This window comes from Cryobacterium zhongshanensis (assembly GCF_022760445.1).
In the GTDB taxonomy this organism is placed as follows: Bacteria; Actinomycetota; Actinomycetes; order Actinomycetales; family Microbacteriaceae; genus Cryobacterium; species Cryobacterium algoricola.
Genome location: NZ_JALGAR010000001.1, coordinates 931,950 through 954,231 on the forward strand (window position 1 = coordinate 931,950; position 22,282 = coordinate 954,231).

The following is a 22,282-nucleotide window of genomic DNA, read 5'->3' on the forward strand; positions in this document are numbered from 1 at the left end:
CGAATCGGGCGGGGCTACAGGTACTTCGGGGCCTCCGCGAGCACGCCGTAGAGGATGTCGCCGATCTCGCGGAACTCGGACGGGCCGATGGTCAGCGGGGGAGCGAGCTGCACGACGGGGTCGCCGCGGTCGTCGGCGCGGCAGTACAGCCCGGCGGAGTAGAGCGCCTTGGACAGGTAGCCGCGCAGCAGGCGCTCGGACTCCTCATCGCTGAACGTCTCCTTCGTGCCCTTGTCCTTGACGAGTTCGATCCCGAAGAAGTAGCCCTCGCCGCGCACGTCGCCCACGATCGGGAGTGAGTGCAGCTTCTCGAGCTCTGCCCGGAAGAGCGGCGAGTTCGTGCGCACGTTCTCGTTGAGCCCCTCCTCCTCGAAGATGTCGAGGTTCGCGAGCGCGACCGCCGAGGAGACCGGGTGCCCGCCGAAGGTGTAGCCGTGATAGAAGGTCGTGTCGCCGTGCTTGAACGGCTCGTAGATGCGATCGGAGACGATTGTCGCTCCGATCGGCGAGTAGCCGCTCGTCATGCCCTTGGCGCACGTGATCATGTCCGGTTCGATCCCGAAGGTCGTCGAGGCGAACATGTTGCCGATCCGGCCGAACGCGGTGATGACCTCATCGGCGACGAGGAGCACGTCGTACTTGTCGCAGATCTCGCGCACGCGCTTGAAGTAGCCGGGCGGCGGCGGGAAGCAGCCGCCGGAGTTCTGCACGGGTTCGAGGAAGACCGCCGCGACCGTCTCCGGGCCTTCGAACTGGATCATCTCTTCGATCCGGTTCGCCGCCCAGAGGCCGAACTTCTCGATGTCGTCGCCGAAGCCGGAGCCCATCTCGTCGGCCCGGTAGAAGTTCGTGTTGGGCACCCGGAGGCCGCCGGGGGTGACCGGTTCGAACATTTCCTTCATCGCGGGGATGCCCGTGATCGCGAGGGCTCCCTGCGGGGTGCCGTGATAGGCGACGTTGCGGGAGATGACCTTGTGCTTGGTCGGACGGCCCTGCAGCTTCCAGTAGTACTTGGCGAGCTTGAACGCGGTTTCGACGGCCTCGCCGCCGCCGGTCGAGTAGAAGACGCGGTTGAGGTCTCCGGGAGCGTACGAGGCGAGCCGGTCGGCCAACTCGATCGCGCTCGGGTGCGCGTAGGACCAGATCGGGAAGAACGCGAGTTCCTCGGCCTGCTTGGCCGCCGCCTGGGCGAGGCGCTTCCGGCCGTGGCCGACCTGGACCGTGAAGAGGCCGCTCAGGCCGTCGATGTACTTCTTCCCGTTCGAGTCCCAGATGTGGTGCCCGAGGCCCTTCGTGATGATCGGCACCCCCGCGCCGGATTCGACGACGGACTGGCGGGAGAAGTGCATCCAGAGGTGGTCCTTGGCCTTCTGCTGCATGGCCGCGTTCTCGGCGTCCGTGTAGACGGTGGGCCCGGCGTCCTCCGGCGTCACGGCCGCATCGGCGGCGGTTGCGTCAGCACTGACGACCGCGGGTGCCGCAGGGACGGATTCGAGCAAGGGTTCTGAGAGTGTCATTTTTTACCGTGTTCCCCAGTTGTAGAACTGTTTGTGGAGTTTGAGATAGACGAATGTTTCAGTGGACCTGACCCCGTCGAGGTTGCGGATCTGGGAGTTGAGCAGTTCGAGCAGTTCGTCGTCGTCCTCGCAGACGACCTCGGCGAGGATGTCGAAGGAGCCCGCGGTCAGGACGACGTAGTCGACGGCCGGCATGGCCGCGAGCAGGTCGGCGAGCACCCGGGTGTCTCCGGTCGCACGGATGCCGATCATGGCCTGCCGGAAGAAACCGAGCTGCATCGGGTCGGTGACGGCCACGACCTGCATGACCCCGGCATCCGTGAGCTTCTGCACGCGCTGGCGCACGGCGGCCTCGCTCAGCCCGACGGCCTTGCCGATCTCCGCGTAGGAGCGGCGCCCGTCGACCTGCAGCTGCTCGATGATCTTTTTCGAGACGTCATCGAGGGGCACCGACTTGCCCGGTGCGGTACGTCCATTTGCGACCATCCAGCGATTATGTCAGCGAGATTATGCCTCGGCAAGTGATTCCGCAGTTTTTCACGGCAAATGCTGCGGATTCCATATCTCCGAGGGATTCTCCGGTGCGGTGCGCCACCGCGGGCCGCACAGTGGACGGCGCACTCGGGCTACGGTGAAGACCGTACGAGGACGGAGGGAGTCCGATGGGCCCGGAGTGGATGTTCGTGACCGGCTGTTCCTTCGTCGCCGCGGTACCCGCCGACGCGCCGGACGCCCTCGTCAGGGAACTCTCGAACCGCGCCGGCGACCTCTTCCCCTCGGCCGAGGCGCTCGTCGGACTGCTGCCGCTCGGCGGCGCGGACGCACTCGCGTCCTTCGCCCTCGTGATCCGCGCAGCCGCGGACGAGACTGCCGTGACCGTCGTCGTGCGCGGACCGATCGCCGTCGACGTGTTCTCGGTCGGCGGCTCGCGGCGCTTCACCGACCAGGGCATCCGCCCCTGGAATCTCGCCGATTTTTCGGCCGTGACCGGAGTCGTGATCGGTTCCCCCGACGCGGCCGTGCTCGCCGCGGTGCCTGCCCCTCGCGACACGGAAAGCGGACCGGGCACGGTCGTCGGACGGACGGCGCACTGGTCGCCCGCCGGCCGGCCCGCCGCGACGGACGACACCGTGATCCGCCCGTCGGATGACACCGTGATCCGCGTGCCGGCCGACACCGTGATCCGACCCCTGGATGACACCGTGCTCACAACCGGTCGCCGGATCGCGGTACCCGGCGACGACGGCTACGACGGAGACGACGGGGCCGGCGGGTGGGAAGCGGAGGCCGGCGCGGACGCCGAGGCGACAGTCGAAGTCGTCCGACCTCCGTCCGCCCGGTTCCGGCTGCCCGACGGTCGTGAGTTCTCCCTCGACCGTCCGCACCGGCTGGGCCGGCGCCCTGTGCCGCCGCGGATCCCCGCCGAACCGCTCATCACCCTCGTGGCCGTCGACTCTCCCGGCTCGCTCGTGTCCGCGACCCACGTCGACATCCGGCAGGTGGGGGACGTCATCGTCGTCACCGATACCGGCTCCCGGAACGGCACAGTCCTGGTGTCAGCGGACGGCCGTCGGGAACGGCTCCGCCCCGGCGATTCCCGAACTATGCCCCCGGGTACGAGAATAGACATCGGGGACGATAACATCATCGAGATCATCCCGGCGAGCGACACCGAGTCGGCTCCGTATTTCCCAGCACATCGTGGAAGGCACCACCCGTGACCCAGATTGGTCAAGGCTCAGGCGGATTCGAGGTCGCTTTCCCCTCGGTGAAGAAGACGGTCTCCCTCGCGTGGGCCGCACTCACCGACACCGGGCATCGCCGCGAGGTCAATGAAGACAGCCTGATCTCCGTGCCGCCCATCTTCGCCGTCGCAGACGGCATGGGCGGTCACTCCGCCGGCGACGTCGCGAGCGCTGCCGTTGTGAACCGGCTCGCCGAGCTTGCCGGACGGGACTCGCCGCAGAACGCGGCCATCAACACCGCCCTCGGCCTCGCGGTCACGGACATGGCGTCCGGCGTCGGCGTGACCGACCTCGGCACCGGGACCACCGTGACGGGAGCCTTGCTCGCGGTCGTGTCCGGCGCGCCGCACTGGGTCGTCTTCAACATCGGCGACTCCCGGGTGTACCTGCTCACCTCCGGTGTGCTCGAACAGATCACCATCGACCATTCCGTCGTCCAGGAACTCGTGGACGCCGGCCGGATCACCCGCGACGAAGCGGATGTCCACCCGCACGGCAATATCATCACCCGCGCCGTCGGGTTCCACGAGGCGCCGATCCCCGACTACCGAGTGCTGCCGGTGCACCCGGGAATGCGGCTCCTGATCTGCTCGGACGGGCTGACCAAGGAACTCACCGCCTACGGCATCCGGCATTTCCTGATCTCCAATCCGGACCCGGAGGACGCCGCGAAGGCGCTCGTCGAGGCCGCGCTCGAGAACGGCGGCCGCGACAACGTCACGGTGATCGTCCTCGACGTCCTCGATATCGAAGACAGTGAAGGCAGTGAAGGCAGCGAAGGCAGTGAAGGCAGCGAAGGCACCGCGGGCGCCGACGAGTCGTCCGCCGCGCAGGACGCTGACACCGGCCCCCTCGACATCGTCCATCTCGACACGCACTGAGTCCGAAACGCACTGAGTCCGACACCCCCTGAGTTGGGGTAGCGGCATCCCGGATACGTGCGGGGCAACTGCCTAAACTTGAGTGACGCCAGTCGTGATACCCGTTCGATGCGCGTTCACGGACCAGTTGAATGACCATTGGCGAGAACCAGACGGGGAGGCCGCGATGCAGCGACGATTGCCGTCGACGCCCCCGAACCTGCCGGGATTCTCCTATCTGCGCGTACTCGGCTCCGGTGGTTTCGCGGATGTCTTCCTCTACCAACAGGACCTTCCGCGCCGCCAGGTCGCGGTCAAGGTGCTCCTCGCGGAGGTCGTCAACGACCAGGTCCGGCAGTCGTTCCAGGCCGAGGCCAACCTGATGGCGTCGCTCAGCTCGCACCCGTCGATCCTCACCGTCTTCCAGGCCGGAGTCTCGGCCGACGGCCGCCCGTACCTCGTGATGGAACAGTGCTCTCCCGCGCTCAGCCAGCGCTACCGCACGGAGCCCCTCGGCGTCCCTGAGGTGCTCCAGGTCGGCATCACCATCGCGAATGCCGTCCAGGCCGCGCACCAGGCCGGCATGCTGCACCGAGACCTCAAGCCCTCGAACATCCTCGTCACCCGGTACGGGCACGCCGTGCTCGGCGACTTCGGCATCGCGGCCACGGTGAGCGACGCCCGCACCGTCGAAGCGATCGGGCTGTCCATCCCCTGGTCGGCTCCCGAAGTCCTCCTCGACGAGGTCTCCGGCTCCGTCGCCTCCGAAGTCTGGTCCCTCGGCGCCACGCTGTATTCCTTCCTCACCGGTCGCTCGCCGTTCGAGATCCCCGGTGCCGAGAACAGTTCGGCCCAGCTCATCTCCCGCATCAACAAGGCCAGGGTCCCTGCGATCGGCCGGCCGGATGTCCCGGGCAGGCTCGAGCTCATCCTCCAGCGCTCGATGTCCCGGCGTCCGGAATCGCGTCAGGGCAGCGTGCTCGAACTCATCCGGGAGCTGCAGTCCGTGGAGGCCGAACTGGGTCTCCTCCCCACCCGCCTCGAGGTCGCCGACGAGGACTGGGCCGGAGAGTCCGGCGTCGACGACGAGGACCGCACCCGCATCTCGGCGGTGAATTCGATCAATGCGTACCGGGAGCCTCGCCGCCGCGGCGCTCAGCCGGCAGCACGCGGGCGCCGCTCGACTGCCGGTGCGCTCGCCGACACCTCCGGCCCGCGCGGCACGGCCGGCTCCGACGGCTCGGCCGGTTCGGTGGGCACCGGGGGCCCGTCCCGAGACTCGGGCCGCGGCACAGCCAGGGGTTCGGTGCCGGGGAGCTGGCGGCGTTCGGCACTGGTCTGGGCGCTCGTGGCGGCATCCGTCATCATCGTCGTTCTCGCCGTCGTGACGGCGTCGGCGCTCTCGCATCAGGCGACGCCAGGCCTGCCGACGGTGAGCAATGTCACGGGTGAGGTGCGCGACGGCATGGTCGTGTTCGGCTGGGCGGACCCGGGCATCGCCCAGGGGGACAGCTACGTCGTCACCCTCCGCACCGGTGAGAGCAGCATCCAGAAGGGCACCGAGTTCAGCGTCGACCCGCACGGACAGGCCAGGGTCTGCGCCAGCGTCGCCGTCAACCGGGACGGCCGCACCGGGAGCGCGAGCGGCGAGAAGTGCGTCGACACCGGTGGGTCCGCGACCGGAAGCGCGCGCGGCGGCGTGTCCGGCGTCTGGGACGTTTCGTGATCCGTCGCTGGGCCTCCCGCCAGCTCGCCGTCCACCGCTCGGCCTGGGCGACGGGCCTCGGCGGGACGCTCGTCCTGGCCCTCGTCGTGACGACGGCCGTCGTGTCCGGCGGGTACACCGCCCAGCGTCTCGACCTCGGCGATGCCGCGGTCTGGGTCACCAACGAGACCCGCCAGGCCATCGGCCGGGCGAACACGGCGGTGATGGAGCTCAACACGGTCGTGACGAGCGAGAGCTCCAACCTCGACGTGCTCCAGGGCGGGGCGACAGTGCTCGTGCTCGACACCGGCAACAGCTCCCTCGACATCCTCGACCCGGCCACGGCGACGATCGTGCGGAGCGTCGCACTGCCGCCCCTGGCGCCCACGGTGTTCCTCGCGGGAACCCGAACCCTGATCGCCTCGAACGGCGAGGTCTGGGAGACGCCGACGAGCCAGCTCGCGAGCTTCGACGCGACGACCTCGCCGACGCTCTCCCTCGGCGCCGGCTCGGTCGTGAGCGTCGACGACACCGGGACCCTGTTCTCCTTCACGCCGGCGACGGGCACCCTCGCCCGGGCGTCGTCCGGAAGTGGAACGGTCACCGCGAGCCAGACCATCAACGCCGGATCGCCCGGCGACGACTACCAGCTGACGAGCGTGCACGGCAGCTGGGCGCTGCTCAACGCGACATCCCGGCACCTGTTCCTCGATGGCAGGGACGTCGACCTGTCCGGGGTGATCGTCGACGGCGCCACCCCCGCCATCCAGCGGCCGAGTCTCACCGGCACCCGGGTGCTGGTCGCCCACGAGCGCGGGCTCGTCGCCGTCCCGCTCTCCGGCGGCGCCCCGACCGCACTCGTCAGCGGCAGGACCGGCACCGCGGCGGCCCCGGACACCTCCGGATCGTGCGCCTATGCGGCGTGGTCCGACGGCACGGCCTGGCGCGACTGCGGCGAGGCGGGGTCCGGTGGCTCCGGCGGAACGCGGTCAGGCACGACGACCCTCACCGGGATCGACGGCAACGCCCGGCTCTCCTTCCGGCGCAACGGCACCGGACTCGTCCTGAACGACGCGCACAACGGCTCGACCTGGGCCGTGCAGCGCGACAACCAGCTGATCGACAACTGGGCCGACCTCATCGACTCCGCCCCGGACACCCAGCGCATCGAGACCAACGGCGACGACACCCCTCCGGTCTACGACAAGGTGCAGGCGCCTCCCGTCGCCGTCGACGACTCCTTCGGAGCGCGGCCCGGCCGGATCGTGACCCTCCCGGTGCTGCTCAACGACTCCGATCCGAACGGGGACGTGCTCGTGATCGAGTCGGTCACGCCGATCGGCGCGGCCACCGGCCGGCTCGAACTCGTCGGCAACAACCAGCAGGTGCAGCTCACCCTCACGGAGGCCGCGACCGGTCAACTCCGGTTCGGCTACACGATCAACGACGGCCGCGGCGGAAGCGCATCCGCAACCGTCACCGTCACCGTCAAGACCCCGGCGGAGAACTCCGCTCCCGAACAGGTGCGAACCACCCACGCGACCGTTCGGGCGGGCGGGCGGGTGACCAGCCAGGTGCTCGGCGACTGGGTCGACCCCGACGGCGACCCGGTCTACCTCGCCGCGGCATCCGCCGCCGGCCCCGACCTGCTGAGCTTCACACCCGCCGGCGCCGTCGTCTTCACGGATGCCGGCACGAACGCCGACGACAAACGGGTCGGCCTGAGCGTCTCAGACGGCCGCCTGCTCGGCACCGGCTCGCTCACCGTCTCGGTGCGCGCGAGCGGCGCGGTGCCGATCGTCGCTGACTCCTTCGTCGTGCTCGCGACCGCGGGGGCCGAAGTCTCGGTGTCCCCGCTCGACCATGCCCGTGGCGGGTCGGCGCCGCTCCGGCTGTCGAGCGTCCCTGCCCGGCCGGACGCCACGATCACCCCCGACTTCGCCTCCGGGTCGTTCCGGTTCCTGAGCGGCACTCCGGGGGTCCACGAGATCGAGTACTCCGTCACCGACGGGCAGCTCACCGCGACGGGCAGGGTACGGGTCGATGTCGCGCCCGCCGCCGACGCCAACAGCACCCCCGTCACCGTGCCGCACACGGCATTCATCCGCGGCCAGCAGGCCACCCTCGTCGACGTGCTCGCGACGGACTTCGACCCGGCGAACGGGGTGCTGCTGATCACCGGGACGATGAATGTGCCCGCGTCGAGTGGCATGCGGATCGAGATCCTCGACCAGCGGATCCTCCGGGTCACCCTGACCCGCCCGCTTCCGGAGGGCGGGCTCAGCTTCGGGTACCGGATCAGCAACGGACTCGCCGACGCGGACGGCACCGTGTCCGTCGTCGAAATACCAGCGCTCGGGCAGAAACAGGCCCCGATCGCCGCCCCGGACACGGCGACCGTCCGGGTCGGCGACGCCATCGACATCCCGGTCCTCGCGAACGACGAACAGCCGGACGGCGATTCGCTGACCCTGGACCCCGTCCTCGCCTCCGGCCTGCCCGCCGGTGCCGGCCTGCTCTTCGTCGCGGGCACCGTGCTGCGGTACCTCGCGCCGGCCACCCCGGGCACATACACCGCGGTCTACCGGGTGAACGCCCCCGACGGCCAGTACTCGAACGCCGAGGTGCGCATCTCGGTGCGCGAAGCCGATCCGAGCACCAACAACCCGCCCGTCCCGAAGACGGTGACCGCGCGGGTGCTTTCCGGCGGCACCGTCGAAGTGTCGATCCCGCTGGCCGGGATCGACCCGGACGGCGACTCCGTCCAGCTCGTCGGCCAGGAGACCAACCCGGAGAAGGGTTCCGTCACCGCTGACGGAACCGACACGTTCCGGTACCAGGCCGGGGAGTACTCCGCGGGAACGGACACCTTCAGCTACGCCGTTGTCGACGCCCTCGGCGCCCGGGCGATCGGCACCGTTCGGATCGGGATCAGCCCGCGCCTCGACGGCGCCCGCAACCCGGTCGCGGCCCCGGACGAGGTCGTCGTGCGTCCGGGAAGCACGGTTGCGGTGCACGTGCTGGCGAACGACTCAGACCCCGACGGGGGCCGGCTCACGATCAGCGCCGTCGAACCGAGCGGAACGGACCCTTCGGCAGCAGCCCAGGGCACCGCCGCGATCGACGGCGACACCATCGCGGTCACGGCTCCCGCGACACCGGGCCGATTCGGCTTCATCTACGAGATCAGCAACGAGCGCGGCGGCACCAGCTCGACCTTCCTCACCGTCGTCGCGCGCGCGGACGCCCCGCGCGCCCGGCCAGAGGCCAGGGACACCCACCTGACCCTCTCCGACGTGCTCGCGGGCGGCACCGTCGACGTCGACGTGCTCGCCAACGTCAGTTTCGCCGACGGGCCGGCCCGTGGCCTGGCGTTGAGCGTCCCCGACTCCTGGGCCGACTCGGCGAGGGTGACAGACGCCAAGCGGGTCCGGGTGACCGTGCACGCCACGAGCCAGATCATCCCGTTCCAGGTCGCGAACCCCGACGACGCGGGCATCACCGCCCTCGCCTTCATCTGGGTCCCCGGGTACACCGACGCCCTGCCGCAACTGCGGAAGGGCGCTCCCGCGCTCACCGTCGCGAGCGGCGCCACCCTCGCCATCCCGATCAACGACTACGTCGTCGCCGTCGGCGGCAAGAAGGTGCGCCTCACCGACCGGAGCCTCGTGCACGCCACCCGGTCCAACGGTGCGGAGCTCGCCAGCTCGGACACGAGCATCGCCTTCACGAGCGCGGACCAGTACTACGGTCCGGCCTCGGTGTCCTTCGTCGTCACCGACGGCACCGGCGCAGGGGATCCGGCCGGCCACACCGCCACGATCGTCCTGCCGATCACGGTCACACCGCAGGCGAACCAGCCGCCGGCCTTCGACGGCGCCGTGCTCGACTTCGAACCCGACCAGACGAAGGTCATCGACCTGAGCAAACTGACCTCGTACCCGTACCCGAACGACCAGGCCTCCCTGGTCTACTCGGTGCTCGACCCGAAGCCGGTCGGATTCGACTACTCCCTCGACGGCAGGCAACTCACCCTGCACGCCAGGACCACGACGCTGCCGACCTCGGGCGCGCAGGGCGGCCACGGTTCCATCACGATCGGCGTCTCGGCCGGTGGCACGCCGGGCAGGGCCGGCCGCATCGACATGAGCGTCGTCGCGTCCACCCGCCCGCTCGCCATCCCGGCGGCGGATGTCGCAATCGCCCCCCGCGGACAGACGACCGTCGTCGACGTGCTCGCCAACGACGGCGCGGCCAACCCGTTCCCGCAGGTCCCGTTGCGGGTCGTCGCCGTGCGCGGTCTCGGCGGCGCCGGGGTCCCGGCAGGGGTCAGGATCACCCCGAGCGCCGACAACAGCACGCTCAGCGTTCAGGTCGCCGCGAACGCCGCCGCAACGGACACGAACCTCGAGTATGAGGTCGCGGACGCGACGAACGACCCGGACCGCTACGCGTGGGGCACCGTGAGGATCTCCGTCCAGGACCGGCCGGACCCGGTCACGAGCCTGTCGGTGACCGGATTCGCGGACGCCCGCCTGTCGGTCGCCTTCAACCCCGGCGCAGCCAACAACTCCGCCGTCACCGGCTACGAGATCACCCTCGTGACTGCCGCGACGGGCGCGCCGGTGAGCACCACGACCTGCCAGGCGACCGCGTGCACGGTCCCGACCGGCGGCAACGGCCGGTCCAACGCGGTCCGGGTCTCGGTCGCGGCGCGCAACGGCCTCGGCCTCGGCACGGCTACCGCGCTCGCAGACACCGTCTGGTCCGATGTCGTCCCGACGGCACCCGGGAGTCTTGCGGCCGCGCCGCTCGACGGCGGCCTGACGATCAGCTGGGCGCCCGTCTCCGCCGGCGCGGGGTCGCCGGTCGCGGACTACCTGGTCACCGTCAACGGCACCGCCCAGCCCGCCGTCTCCGCGACGGGGCCGGGCTGCGGGGCGACCCGGTGCTCACTCACGGTGAGCGGTCTCGCCAACGGCGCGGACGTTCCGGTGACCGTGAGCGCCCGGAACGAGTCATATCCCGCCCTGTCGGCGTGGACAGCCGCCTCGACGCGGGGCACGCCCTTCGGAGCGCCGGCGGCCGGCGCAGTCTCCGCTTCGGCCGGTGCCGCCGGCACCGTCCACGTCGCGTGGGATGCCTTCTCCGGTTCCGGCGACCCCGTCGCCGGGTACTACGTGCAGCGCCTCACGAACGGCACGGTGCCGACCGGCAACCAGGCGTGCACGGTCACGTCCCCTGCTCCTGGAACCGTCGTCGTCCCGCACACCGGTGCGAACGTCGCCGAGCTGAAGACCCTCGGCGCGGACGCAACGGGCGTCGACTTCACGGGGCTCACGGCGGACACCGCCTCGTACTACTTCGTGGTCTGGGCATACAACCGGGCCGGCTGTACGAACAGTCAGGTCACCAGCGTGCAGGTGCAGGCGACTCCCGGCGTCGTCACCGACCCGGGAGCCTCGATGGGCATGCACGACGCGGCATACGACCTCCAGATCACCCCGGTGAGCCCGGGTGCCGGGGTCACGGGATACGAAGTCCGGTCCGTGGACGCGGCAACGGGCACCCCCGGCGCGAGCGCGAGCTTCACCGCGACCGCACTCCCGCGCCAGCTGCTGAGTCCGACGGTATTCGGCGCGCAGTTCAGCTACCAGGTGCGCGCGTGCAACACCACGGCCACCTGGGGCACCTGCGGAGCCTGGTCTGCGACGCTGACGGCGCCGGCGGCATCCGTCAGCCTCGCCGTGACCGGCCTGACCTACGACCCCCTGGCCGGCGCGTTCGCCTGGACGAACGGCCCGGACAACGGCGGCTACACCACGGGCTACAGCTGTTCGGTGCCGACGGACGCCGGTGCCGCACCCGTGGCCGGCGGCCCCACGAGCTGCACCCTCGCTGCTCCGGCCGCTGCAGGCACGGCCCGCCTCAGCGTCACCGTCGACCTCGGGCTCGGTGCGGGCAACCCGCTGTACAACTACGACCGATGAGATCGATGAGACTGTCGAGACTGATCCGATGAAAACCCGAAAGACACTGAGATGACTATCCCAAGGACCGGCCCGATGAATGCCCAGACGACCTCGCCCGACCAGGCTGCCGCTGCCACGATGACCGCCGAGCAGGCCGCGCACTTCGCCGAGGTCTTCGAGCGGCTCGTCTCCGGGGTCGAACGGGTTCTGCTCGGCAAGCACCACGTCATCCGGATGGCGTTCACCGCATTGCTCAGCGGCGGTCACCTGCTGCTCGAAGACGTCCCCGGCACCGGCAAGACGAGCCTCGCGCGGGCGATCGCGCAGAGCGTCCAGGGCACCAGCAACCGGATCCAGTTCACGCCGGACCTGCTCCCCGGCGACATCACCGGTGTCAGCATCTACGACCAGCGCAGCGGTGCGTTCGAGTTCCACCGCGGTCCCGTTTTCGCCAATATCGTGCTCGCCGACGAGATCAACCGCGCGAGCCCGAAGACCCAGGCTGCGCTGCTCGAGGTGATGGAGGAAGAGCAGATCACCGCGGACGGGGTGACGCACCCCGTCGCCGAGCCGTTCATGGTGATCGCCACCCAGAACCCCATCGAGCAGGCGGGCACCTACCGGCTGCCGGAGGCCCAGCTCGACCGGTTCATCATGAAGACCTCGATCGGCTACCCGGACCATGCCTCGACGATCCGGATCCTCGAGGGCGCCGGCCGTCGCGCGCACGCGGTCGTCGTCCCGGCCGTCATCGCCGCCGCGACGGTCGTCGAACTCGCCGCACTCGCCAGGACGGTCCACGTCGACCCCTCCATCAACGACTACGTCTCCCGCCTGGTCGACGCGACGCGCACGAGCACCGAGGTACGCCTCGGCGCGAGCGTGCGCGGGGCGCTGGCCCTCATCCGCACCGCGAAGACCCTCGCCGCGGCAAACGGGCGGCACTACGTCATCCCCGACGACGTGAAACAGCTCGCAGAGGCGGTCCTCGCGCACCGGCTCCTGCTCGATCCGGAGGCCGAGTTCGACGGCGTCACACCCTCGAGCATCGTCGCGCGCATCCTGATCGAGACGCCTCCGCCGGGGGACCGGCAGGCCGCGTGAGCGACCAGGACGGCGCACGTCCGAACGGCCTCGGCGAGGACACCGCCGACGGCCGTCTCGCCGCGCTGCTCGTGCGTGCCGTCCGCGCTGTCCGTGCCGTATGGGCGGCCGGCGCGCTGCTGGTGAGGACCTGGCGGCGCGCCACCGCCGTCGTCACGGTCCTCGGCTGGAGCGTTCTCGCATCCGCCGCCCTTGCCCTCGCGACCGGGTACCTGCTCGGCTGGACCGAACTCGTGGTGCTCGGCTGGGCGGGACTCGCCCTCGTCCTGGCCTCATTCGGCTTCCTCGTCGGGCGCACGGCGTACCAGATCCGGCTCCGGGTTCCAGTGGACCGGGTCGTGGTCGGGGAGCGGGTCCCCGGTGAATTGATCGTGCGCAACCCCAGCGGTCGACGGCTGCCCGGCGTCGGGGTCGAGGTTCCCGTCGGCCTCGGCCTCGCCGAGTTCGCGATGCCGGGGCTCGCCAGGGGCGCACACTTCGAGGACGTGTTCATCGTCCCGACCATGCGGCGCGGCATCATCCCGATCGGGCCGGTGCGCACGGTGCGCGCGGACCCGGTCGGCCTCGTGCGCAGGGAACTCGTCTGGGCAGAACGCGTCGACCTCTTCGTGCACCCGCGCACCCTCCCGATTCCGAGCATGAGCACGGGGTTCATCCGTGACCTCGAGGGAAACCCCACCAGGGACCTCACCAACCTCGACATGTCCTTCCATGCCCTGCGCGAGTACGTGCCGGGCGACGAGCGGCGCAGCATCCACTGGAAGAGCACGGCGAAGACCGGCCGCCTCATGGTGCGCCAGTACGAGGAGTCCCGGCGCAGCCACCTGCTGGTGGCGCTGAGCCTCGCCGCAGACGACTATGCCGACGACGAGGAATTCGAACTCGCCGTGAGCGTCGCCGGCTCCCTCGGCGTGCGGGCGATCCGCGACGCGCGCACGGTGTCCGTCGTCACGAGCGCCGTTGCACCCGGTGCCGTCCGCCACAGTGCCCCTGGCCGGGCCCCGGGCCAGGGGGAGCACCGGCCGGGCCGTTCGGACCGGAACCGGCGGCGCCCCGCGGCCGAACGGCTCAGCACCCTGACGACCACCCGCCTGCTCGACGACCTGTGCCGGGTGGACCGCACCAAGGACGCACTGCCGCTCGGCGCGCTCGCGCAGTCAGCGGCGGATGCCGTCGCCGGCATCTCCGTCGCCTTCCTCGTGTACGGCTCGACGGTGAGCCTCGCCGAGCTGCGCGCAGCGGCGACCCATTTCCCCGGCGGGGTCGAAGTCGTGGCCGTCGTCTGTGCGACAGCGTCCGTGCCGGGCCTCCGGCGCGTCGCCGAGCTCAGCGTGCTCACCATCGGCTTCCTCGAGGACCTGCAGCACAGCCTCGCCAGGGGGGTCGCCGCGTGACCGACAGAGCGGTACAAGGCCGGCGCCGTGCATCCGCCGGCTTCATCATCGGAAACACGGTGGCGATGTTGCTCGCGACGATGGTCGCGGCCGTGACGCTGTGGCCGGTCTACGGCAACCGCGAATTCGTGGTGCTCGTTGTCGTCGCCGCGGCGCTCGGTGCGGGAATCGCGATCGTCGGGACGGTGTTCCACTGGCGGGCGTGGCTGGTCTCCCTCGTCACGATCGCGGTGTATTTCCTGGTCGGCGTGCCGCTCGCGATCCCGGGCGAGGCGACCCAGGGCGTGGTCCCGACCCTCGCCGGGCTCGGGGACCTCGCCGCGGCGACCGCGCTGAGCTGGAAGGAGCTCGTCACGATCGTGCTCCCGGTCGGCTCGTACCAGGCCCTGCTCGTGCCCGCCCTCATCCTCGTCCTGACGAGCACCGTCACCGGGCTCTCGATCGCCCTCCGAGCTCGGATCGGCGAGCTCGGTGTCCTCGGGCCGATCGCGCTCTACGTCGCCGGGATCGGACTCGGCCCGACCGTCGGATTCGCGCCGATCGAGACCGGCCTCGCCCTCTTCGTCGTGCTGCTGTTCTGGTTGCTCTGGCAACGCGCGGCACGACGACGGGCGCTCCTCGGCCTCTCCGGCGCCCGTCAGTCCGCGCGCACCCGCGAATCGAAGGCCGGTCGTCGGCTCAACGCTGCCCGTGGGGTGCTCTCCGCCGCGCTGATCACCGCGCTCGCGATCGGGGTCGGCACCGCGGCCGCGGTGGCCTTCCCGGTTCAGGTGCCCCGGGACGTCGTGCGGGCCCGCGTGCAGCAGCCGTTCGATCCGAACGACTACCCGAGCCCGCTGAGCGAATTCCGCAGTTACCTGCAGCAGGGGCAGTCCGACGCCGTGATGCTGTCGGTGACCGGCCTGCCGGCAGGGGGCCGGCTCCGACTCGCCGCTCTCGATTCGTACAACGGGATCGTCTATTCCCTCGATGGTGCCGCGAACGCCTTCACCCGGCTGCCCGACCGGTTGGACCAGAGCGCGGTCGCCGGGGATCCCTCGTCGATCGACGTGACGATCGCCGGGTATGCGGGCGTCTGGGTCCCGGGCACCGGGCAGCTCGAACGCATCCGCTTCACCGGTGCGACCGGCACGGCCAGGGCCGATGCGTTCTACTACAACGACGGCACGGGGACCGCCGCGGTACTCGGCGGACTCGCCTCCGGCGACACCTACACGGCCACCGCGGTCGTGCCACGGGCTCCTCGCTCGCTCGCAACGGTCACGCCGGGCACGGCAGCCCTGCCTGCCCTCGAGGCACTCCCGGACTCCGTCGAAGAGGCGCTCGCGGGATACGTTCGAGCCGGGGACCCGCCCGGCGTGCAACTGCAGGCCATGCTCGACGGGTTGAAGGCGGACGGCTATGTGAGCCACGGCGTCGGTGCGGACGAGCCCGTGAGCCGGTCGGGCCACGGCCTGGACCGGATCAGCCAGCTGTTCACCGATGAACCCATGCTCGGAGACGCCGAACAGTACGCCGTCGCGGCCGCGCTGCTGGCACGGCGGCTGGGTTTCCCGGCCAGGGTCGTCATGGGATTCGCCCCGCAGCAGCCCGGGGTCTCAGGCGACGGGGCGACGCCGGTGATCGTGCACGGTGCAGACGTGTCGGCCTGGATCGAGGTTCAGACGGCGTCGGAGGGCTGGGTGACGATCGACCCCACCCCGGCCGTCCGCGATGTGCCGGAGAAACAGCCGGACCGGCCCCAGATCGTATCGCGCCCGCAGACCGTCGTGCCGCCGCTCGCGCCGAGTGTGACGGAGCAGCGGGATCCCGCCACTCCGGAGAACGCCCCGGAAACGCCACCGGCGCCACTGTCGCCACTCCTGGCGTTCCTTCTCACCGTGTTGACGATCACGGGCTGGACGCTGCTCGCCGCCCTCGTCATCGCCGGCCCGTTCCTCCTCGTGATCGTCGCGAAGGCACGTCGGCGCAGTCGCCGTCGAAGGACGGGCTCAACGCTCGACCGGGTGCGCGGTGGCTGGCGTGAATTCGCAGACACGGCGGCGGACTTCGGCATCGACGTGCCGGTCGGGGCGACCCGCCTCGAACTGGCCGAAGCGGTCGGCGGGGAACCGCCCGTTGCGGCGGCGGTCGCGGTCGACCGGGCCGTCTTCGCGCCGGGGCGGCCGAGCGACGGTGTCGCCGACCAGATCTGGAGAATGGTCGGAGACCTCCGGGTCGCGCTCGCCGCCGGACGCACGCGCAGGGACCGGTTCCGGGCGCTCATTTCGTTGCGCTCGTTCGCTCGCTACGCTGGAAGGGCATCCGTTCCACCTGTGAATCGGGGCACGCCGAGCGCTGACGGGGTTTCCCACCCCGGCCAGGACCGGCGAATGGAAGGAGCCGTTTCGTGAATTGCCTGATCTGCGGGGCGCCGTTGAGTGTGGGCGCCATGTTCTGCGGTGAATGCGGCAGTTCGACGAAGGCCACCCCGAAAACCCGCAAGCGTCACGACCCGCGTCCGAACGACACGACCATCATCCAGCCGCTGCGACCCAGGCCGAGCGTCGTGTCGATTCCGGTGACGACCGCTGCGGCCGGCTCCGGAGCGCTCGGGGAGCCTGCGGCGTCCGCCCAGCCCCCCGCCGTGCCTGCCCCTGCCGTGCCTGGCCCTGCCGTGCCGGCTGGTGGAGCCGAGCTCGAATCGCCATCACCCTTCGCGCCCGGGCGTCGCCTGCGGCCCGTGAACCCCGCGCCCCCGTCCCGTCAGGGCGCGCACACCCACGGTTCCCACGTCGCCCTCACCGGTGGCGCCGACCCGGCAACCGGCGGCGCCTTCGTACTGCGGTTCAGCACGGGAGAAGACCTCGAAGTGCGCGGCACCGGGCTGATCGGACGCCGGCCGATGCCGCAACCGAGCGAGCACTTCGACCGTCTGGTGCAGATCATCGATCCCGGGATGTCGGTGTCGAAGACCCACCTCGAGTTCGGCCAGCATGACGGCGAGCTCTGGGTCAACGACCGCTTCTCCGGCAACGGCACCATCATCCGCCGCCCCGACGCGACGATGGTGCGGTGCGAGCCCGGCCGCCGCTACCTCGTGCCGCGCGGCTCGCGCGTCGAGATCGGCGACCAGTACTTCCAGGTCAGCTGAGACGTCCGTCGGAGGCGGCCAACGCCGGCCGGGTGCGTGCGGTTCGGTTCCGGCCAGCCGCGGGGGTTACTCCTCACCACCCCGGCCAGCCGACTACCGGCCCACCGATGCGGTCTGCCACCGGTCGTCAGCGCGTTCCGGTGTTCTGCTGTCCGGGTGACCGACAACTTCCTCGCCGACGAACCGCTGTCGCTACCCGCGTCCCCGACGGACCCCCCTCCCACCGCGTTCCCGCTGATCGCCTCCCTGGCGCCCCTCGTGGCGGCCGGAGTGATCTGGCTCGTGACCGGTTCACCGTTCGTGCTGCTGTTCGCCGTGCTCGGCCCGGTGATCGCGGTGGCGGGCGTCGTCGACGGTCGCCGAGCCGCGCGCCGCACCCGCCGCCGCGACGCCGCAGCGCACGCGGCGGCTCTCGCCGACCTGCGGATCGCCGTCACCGACCGGCACACCGAACTGCGCCGACGGCGACGGCAGGAGGCACCCTCGGCGTCCCTGCTCCTCGAAACGCCGGACCGGGCATCCCGGTGGAGGCCACGAGCCGGAAGCGGGGTCCCCGTGGTGCTGGGAACGGGAAGCACGGCGAGCGGTGTCCGTCTCGACGGAGCCGGCTCGCATCGGGAGCTGCGCGCCTGGGCGGGCACGCTCACCGATGCGCCCATCACAGCGGATGCCGCCGGTGGCGTCGCGATCGTCGGGCCCGCCGTCCTCGTGGCGGCGTTCGCCCGCGCGCTGCTCGTGCAGCTCGCCTTCACGCTGGCGCCGGACCGATTCGCCCTGGAACCGGTCGCGACGGAACAGGCGGCCGGCGACGACTGGGCGTGGACCCGAGCGCTGCCGCACTCGCCACCACCGCGCAGCGCGGAGCCCGTCGGTCTCGCGGGCCGCGCAGGCCACAGCCGTCCCGTCCGGACGACCGTCGTTCTTCGCCTCACCGACACGTCGACCACTGGCACCCGCGCTCCCGTCGCAGTCCCGCAGCACGGGCACCCGCCCGCACCCTGGTTGCTGCTGGCCACAGACCTCGCCGACGTTCCGCCGGGCTGCGCGACGGTCGTGCGCGTGCACAGCCCGACCAGGGCCGAAGTGCTCTTCTCTGCGGGATCCGCGGAAACCGGGAGCGTCGGGAGCCCAGCGGGCGAGGGGCACCGTCCGGGGTCGTCTCCCCGCCGGGACCTCCGGCCGGAGCTCATCACCAGGGAACAGGCGGGCAGTTTCGCTCGGCTGCTCCGAGACCGCGCCGAGACGGCGGGCCTTCTCGGCGGGCAGCTGTCCCTGCCCGCCCGGGTCACGCGCGCCGAGCTGGCCGCGCGCGTCGGCCATCCGCTCTCCGCCGCACCGTCTGCGGTGGACCGGGACGGGCTGGCCTGCGCGATCGGTGTCGGCGCCGACGGGCCGGTCACGCTCGACCTCGTCGGCCACGGGCCGCACGCCATCGTCGGTGGAACGACCGGAAGCGGAAAGAGCGAACTGCTGGTGACCTGGGTCAGCCAGATGGCCGCAGACCGGTCACCGGACGAGCTCACCTTCCTGCTCATCGACTTCAAGGGAGGTGCGGCATTTCGCCCGCTCACTGTTCTCCCGCACTGTGTCGGACTGGTCACCGATCTCGACGGGCGGCAGGCGGAACGCGCCCTCGTGAGCCTCGCCGCCGAGCTGCGTCACCGGGAACGCGTGCTCGCCGCTGCGGGTGCCCGCGACCTGGCCGAATTGCGTGCCCTCTGCGGGCCGGTGTCGCCGCACACGCCGACGGGGCACACCGCACTGCCGCGGCTCGTGATCGTCGTCGACGAGTTCGCGACCATGCTCGCGTCGTTTCCCGAACTCCACGCCCTCTTCGTCGACATTGCGGCCAGGGGACGCTCGCTCGGGGTGCACCTCGTGTTGTGCACCCAGCGCCCGGCCGGAGTCGTGCGGGACGCACTGCTCGCCAACTGCAGCCTCCGGATCTCCCTGCGCGTCAACAATGCGGCGGATAGCCAGGCCGTGCTCGGGACGGACGCAGCCGCCGCCATTCCGGCCGCAGCTCCCGGTCGGTGCCTGATCGCGCTGGGGGACGGCGATCCAGAGCCCTGCCAGGTCGCCGTCACCTCGGGCGCGGAGATCGAGGCCCTGGCTGCCGTCACGGGCCCAGCGGGGCGCGGAGAGGCCCCGCCGCCCCGGCACCCGCGCCGGCCCTGGCTCGACCCGCTTCCCGGCCGGGTCACCCTCGCCGACCTCGATGGCCTCCAGGACCTCGGCGGGCCCGATACAGAGGCACCCGATTCGGAGGCACACGCTTCGGAGGCACGCGCTTCGGACCGGGCCACGGCCGGGGAACACGAATTCCGCTTCGGGCTGGTCGACGATCCGGACCGGCAACGGTACAGCGTGGCCCGGTTCGGTCCCGGCGACGGCAACATGTTCGTCCTCGGGGGAGTGCGGAGCGGAAAGAGCTCGGTACTCGCCGTTTTCGCGTCCCAGGCGCGCGTCGCGCACGAGTGGGTCGGCTGGCCGGTTCCCGACGTCGAAGCCGTCTGGGACGCCCTGACCGAGGCGCGTGCCTGGATCGACCGGGGAGGCATGCGCTGGGTCCGCACCGATCCGGCCGGCGCAGTGCGTGACCGCCTCGCGCGCCCGGCGAGGCTCCTGTTGCTCGACGATTTTGATTCGGTGTGTGCCCGCTGGGAGCCGGAACACCGGCAGGCGGCCCTCGAGTGCCTCGCGAGCCTGCTCCGCGACGGGCTGCCACTTGGACTGCGCGTCCTCATCACGGCGCAACGACTCACCGGGCCGCTCCAGAACCTGGCGACGCTGTCCCAGGACCATCTGTTGCTTCGCCTTCCCGATCGTGCCGAACATCTCGCGGCAGGGGGACAGGCGGCCCAGTACGATCCGACCCTCCCACCCGGCGGCGGACACTGGCGAGGCCGCCGGATCCAGGTGCTCTCCCCGGAGAGTGCGGTGCCGGACGGCGCATCGCCGGCCAGCGGTGCCACGGTCAGCGGTGCCATGGTCAGCGGTGCCACGGGCAGCGCAGGGCCCCGCCCGGGATCGTTCGCGACCGCGACCGTGCTCACCCTCGATCCGGGCACGTCGGTCATCCTCGTCAGCGGGTCTCCCGCCCGGGCGGCCGCTCGCCTCCGAGCGGATGCCGCACACCCCGACATCGTGGAGCTGACGGCTCGCGCCGCTGCCGCCGACACCGAGGCGGCCCTGGCCCGGCCGGGCGCGGCGACCGTCTTCATCGGAGATGCCGAGACCTGGCAGGCCAACTGGTCGCTCCTGGCCGCGCTCCGGGTGCGCGCACCCCTCGTCTTCGACGGTTGCACCCTCGCCGACTACCGCATGCTGACCCGCAGGCGGGAGCTCCCGCCGCCCCTGGCGCCCGGGCGCGGCCACCTCTGGTCCCTCTCACCCGACGGAGACCTCACCCGGGTGGCCTTCGGCCGACCGTGACCCCGCTTCGGGTCGAGGACCGTCCCGAGGGCCCTTTTCGAGTGCCAAACGGCCCTAAAACTGCTGATTTCGTGACAACTGGGTTACGTAATCGATGATCTGGTCACTCAGCCGTGACTATGAGGCCGCGCTGTGCGAGTATCTAGCAACTCACCCGTCGTCGTGTGGGTGTTCGCTCGCCGAAACCGCAAGGAGACCCCAGACATGATGCCGAGGCCGTTGCCCGCCGACCCGATGATTCGCCAGCTCGTCCGCCAGGCCCAGCAGGCCACGCTCGGCCGTCGCACGTTGCTCGCGGGGGCCGGTGCCGGTGCCGCGGCCCTCGCCCTCGCCGCATGCTCCACCGGCGGGGCCGCCAAGCCCTCCGCCGCCGCCGATGTCTCCGATTCGGACAAGACCATCCGCTGGGACAACTGGGCGCTCTACATCGACGTAGACGACGCCGGAAGCTACCCCACGCTCGAGGCGTTCACCGCCGAAACCGGCATCAAGGTCGCGTACACGGAAGCCGTGGACGACAACAACACGTACTACGGCAAGGTCAAGGACCAGCTCGCCCTCGGCAAGGACATCGGCGCCGATGTCGCGTGCCTCACCGACTGGATGGTCGGCCGGCTGATCCGATTCGGGTACACCCAGGGCCTCGACCACGCGAACATCCCCAACCTCAGCAACCTCGTCCCGTCCCTCAAGGACGTCGACTTCGACCCCGGCCGCTCGATGAGCGTGCCGTGGCAGGGTGGCTTCGCCGGGATCGCCTGGAACAAGGAGAAGCTCCCCAACGGGTTCACGTCGGTCTCCGAGCTGTGGGACCCGAGCCTGAAGGGCCGCGTCGGCGTCCTCTCCGAGATGCGGGACACGATGGGCCTGATCATGCTCGACCAGGGCGTCGACATCTCCGGGAAGTGGGGCGACTCCGAATTCGGCGCCGCGATCGACGAGTTCAAGAAGCAGGTCGCCAACGGCCAGGTCCGCAACATCAAGGGCAACGCGTACAAGGAGGACCTCGTCAACGAGGACACCCTCGCCGCCATCGTCTGGTCGGGTGACATCGTGCAGCTCAACGCCGAGAACGGCGACAAGTGGGGCTTCGCAGTACCCGAGAAGGGCGGAACGCTCTGGAACGACAACTTCATCGTGCCGATCGGATCCCCGCGCAAGAAGAACGTCGAAAAGCTCATCAACTACTACTACGAGCCAGAGGTCGCCGCCGAGGTCGCTGCATACGTGAACTACATCACCCCGGTCGCCGGCGCGAAGGAGGCCGCGATGGCGATCGACCCCGAGCTCGCGAACAACCAGCTGATCTTCCCGGACGACTCGACCCTCGCGAAGGCACACGTGTTCCGCACCCTCGACGGGACAGAGGAACAGAAGTACGGCGCCGACTTCCAGTCGATCCTGCTGGGAGCCTAGG

At 70.7% G+C, this 22,282-nt stretch carries 12 protein-coding genes; 10 read left to right on the top strand and 2 right to left on the bottom strand.

Annotation, left to right across the window (positions count from 1 at the left end):
- Positions 1-14: 14 nt before the first annotated feature.
- Entirely contained in the window at positions 15-1,517 is a 1,503-nt protein-coding gene (locus MQH31_RS04260; protein ID WP_255454323.1) for an aspartate aminotransferase family protein, read from the bottom strand.
- 3 nt (positions 1,518-1,520) lie between these two features.
- Entirely contained in the window at positions 1,521-2,003 is a 483-nt protein-coding gene (locus tag MQH31_RS04265; protein ID WP_134532791.1) for an Lrp/AsnC family transcriptional regulator, read from the bottom strand.
- A 176-nt stretch (positions 2,004-2,179) separates the two neighbouring features.
- Between MQH31_RS04265 and MQH31_RS04270 the strand changes: the two genes are divergently transcribed.
- The 10 genes from MQH31_RS04270 to MQH31_RS04315 all read left to right on the top strand — a co-directional run bounded on the left by MQH31_RS04270 (position 2,180) and on the right by MQH31_RS04315 (position 22,281).
- Entirely contained in the window at positions 2,180-3,238 is a 1,059-nt protein-coding gene (locus MQH31_RS04270; protein ID WP_243011047.1) for an FHA domain-containing protein, read from the top strand.
- Positions 3,235-4,143, top strand: a complete 909-nt coding sequence (locus MQH31_RS04275; RefSeq protein WP_308196415.1) for a PP2C family protein-serine/threonine phosphatase — start codon at positions 3,235-3,237, stop codon at positions 4,141-4,143. The genes MQH31_RS04270 and MQH31_RS04275 overlap by 4 nt, the downstream gene beginning before the upstream one ends.
- A gap of 166 nt (positions 4,144-4,309) precedes the next feature.
- The gene (locus tag MQH31_RS04280) at positions 4,310-5,848 is read left to right on the top strand and encodes a serine/threonine-protein kinase (protein ID WP_243011048.1); all 1,539 of its coding nucleotides are present in this window, start codon (positions 4,310-4,312) and stop codon (positions 5,846-5,848) included.
- On the top strand, positions 5,845-11,817 hold the full coding sequence (locus tag MQH31_RS04285) for an Ig-like domain-containing protein (protein WP_243011049.1): 5,973 nt from the start codon (positions 5,845-5,847) through the stop codon (positions 11,815-11,817). The genes MQH31_RS04280 and MQH31_RS04285 overlap by 4 nt, the downstream gene beginning before the upstream one ends.
- A gap of 75 nt (positions 11,818-11,892) precedes the next feature.
- Positions 11,893-12,903: an AAA family ATPase gene (locus MQH31_RS04290; protein ID WP_243011050.1), complete on the top strand. Its 1,011-nt coding sequence runs from the start codon at positions 11,893-11,895 to the stop codon at positions 12,901-12,903.
- Positions 12,900-14,297, top strand: coding sequence for a DUF58 domain-containing protein (locus MQH31_RS04295; protein ID WP_243011051.1), 1,398 nt, complete (start codon positions 12,900-12,902; stop codon positions 14,295-14,297). Before MQH31_RS04290 ends, MQH31_RS04295 begins: the two co-directional genes overlap by 4 nt.
- Entirely contained in the window at positions 14,294-16,690 is a 2,397-nt protein-coding gene (locus MQH31_RS04300) for a transglutaminase domain-containing protein (protein ID WP_243011052.1), read from the top strand. The genes MQH31_RS04295 and MQH31_RS04300 overlap by 4 nt, the downstream gene beginning before the upstream one ends.
- Entirely contained in the window at positions 16,687-17,430 is a 744-nt protein-coding gene (locus MQH31_RS04305) for an FHA domain-containing protein (RefSeq protein ID WP_243011053.1), read from the top strand. Before MQH31_RS04300 ends, MQH31_RS04305 begins: the two co-directional genes overlap by 4 nt.
- A gap of 156 nt (positions 17,431-17,586) precedes the next feature.
- Positions 17,587-20,865: an FtsK/SpoIIIE domain-containing protein gene (locus MQH31_RS04310; protein ID WP_243011054.1), complete on the top strand. Its 3,279-nt coding sequence runs from the start codon at positions 17,587-17,589 to the stop codon at positions 20,863-20,865.
- A gap of 204 nt (positions 20,866-21,069) precedes the next feature.
- Positions 21,070-22,281, top strand: coding sequence for an ABC transporter substrate-binding protein (locus MQH31_RS04315; RefSeq protein ID WP_134532773.1), 1,212 nt, complete (start codon positions 21,070-21,072; stop codon positions 22,279-22,281).
- Position 22,282 lies beyond the last annotated feature (1 nt).

Coding starts and splice junctions, on each gene's coding strand:
- MQH31_RS04265 (WP_134532791.1), bottom strand. CDS start 2,003: ATGGTCGCAAATGGACGTACCGCACCGGGCAAGTCGGTGCCCCTCGAT.
- MQH31_RS04260 (WP_255454323.1), bottom strand. CDS start 1,517: ATGACACTCTCAGAACCCTTGCTCGAATCCGTCCCTGCGGCACCCGCG.
- MQH31_RS04270 (WP_243011047.1), top strand. CDS start 2,180: ATGGGCCCGGAGTGGATGTTCGTGACCGGCTGTTCCTTCGTCGCCGCG.
- MQH31_RS04315 (WP_134532773.1), top strand. CDS start 21,070: ATGATGCCGAGGCCGTTGCCCGCCGACCCGATGATTCGCCAGCTCGTC.
- MQH31_RS04290 (WP_243011050.1), top strand. CDS start 11,893: ATGAATGCCCAGACGACCTCGCCCGACCAGGCTGCCGCTGCCACGATG.
- MQH31_RS04280 (WP_243011048.1), top strand. CDS start 4,310: ATGCAGCGACGATTGCCGTCGACGCCCCCGAACCTGCCGGGATTCTCC.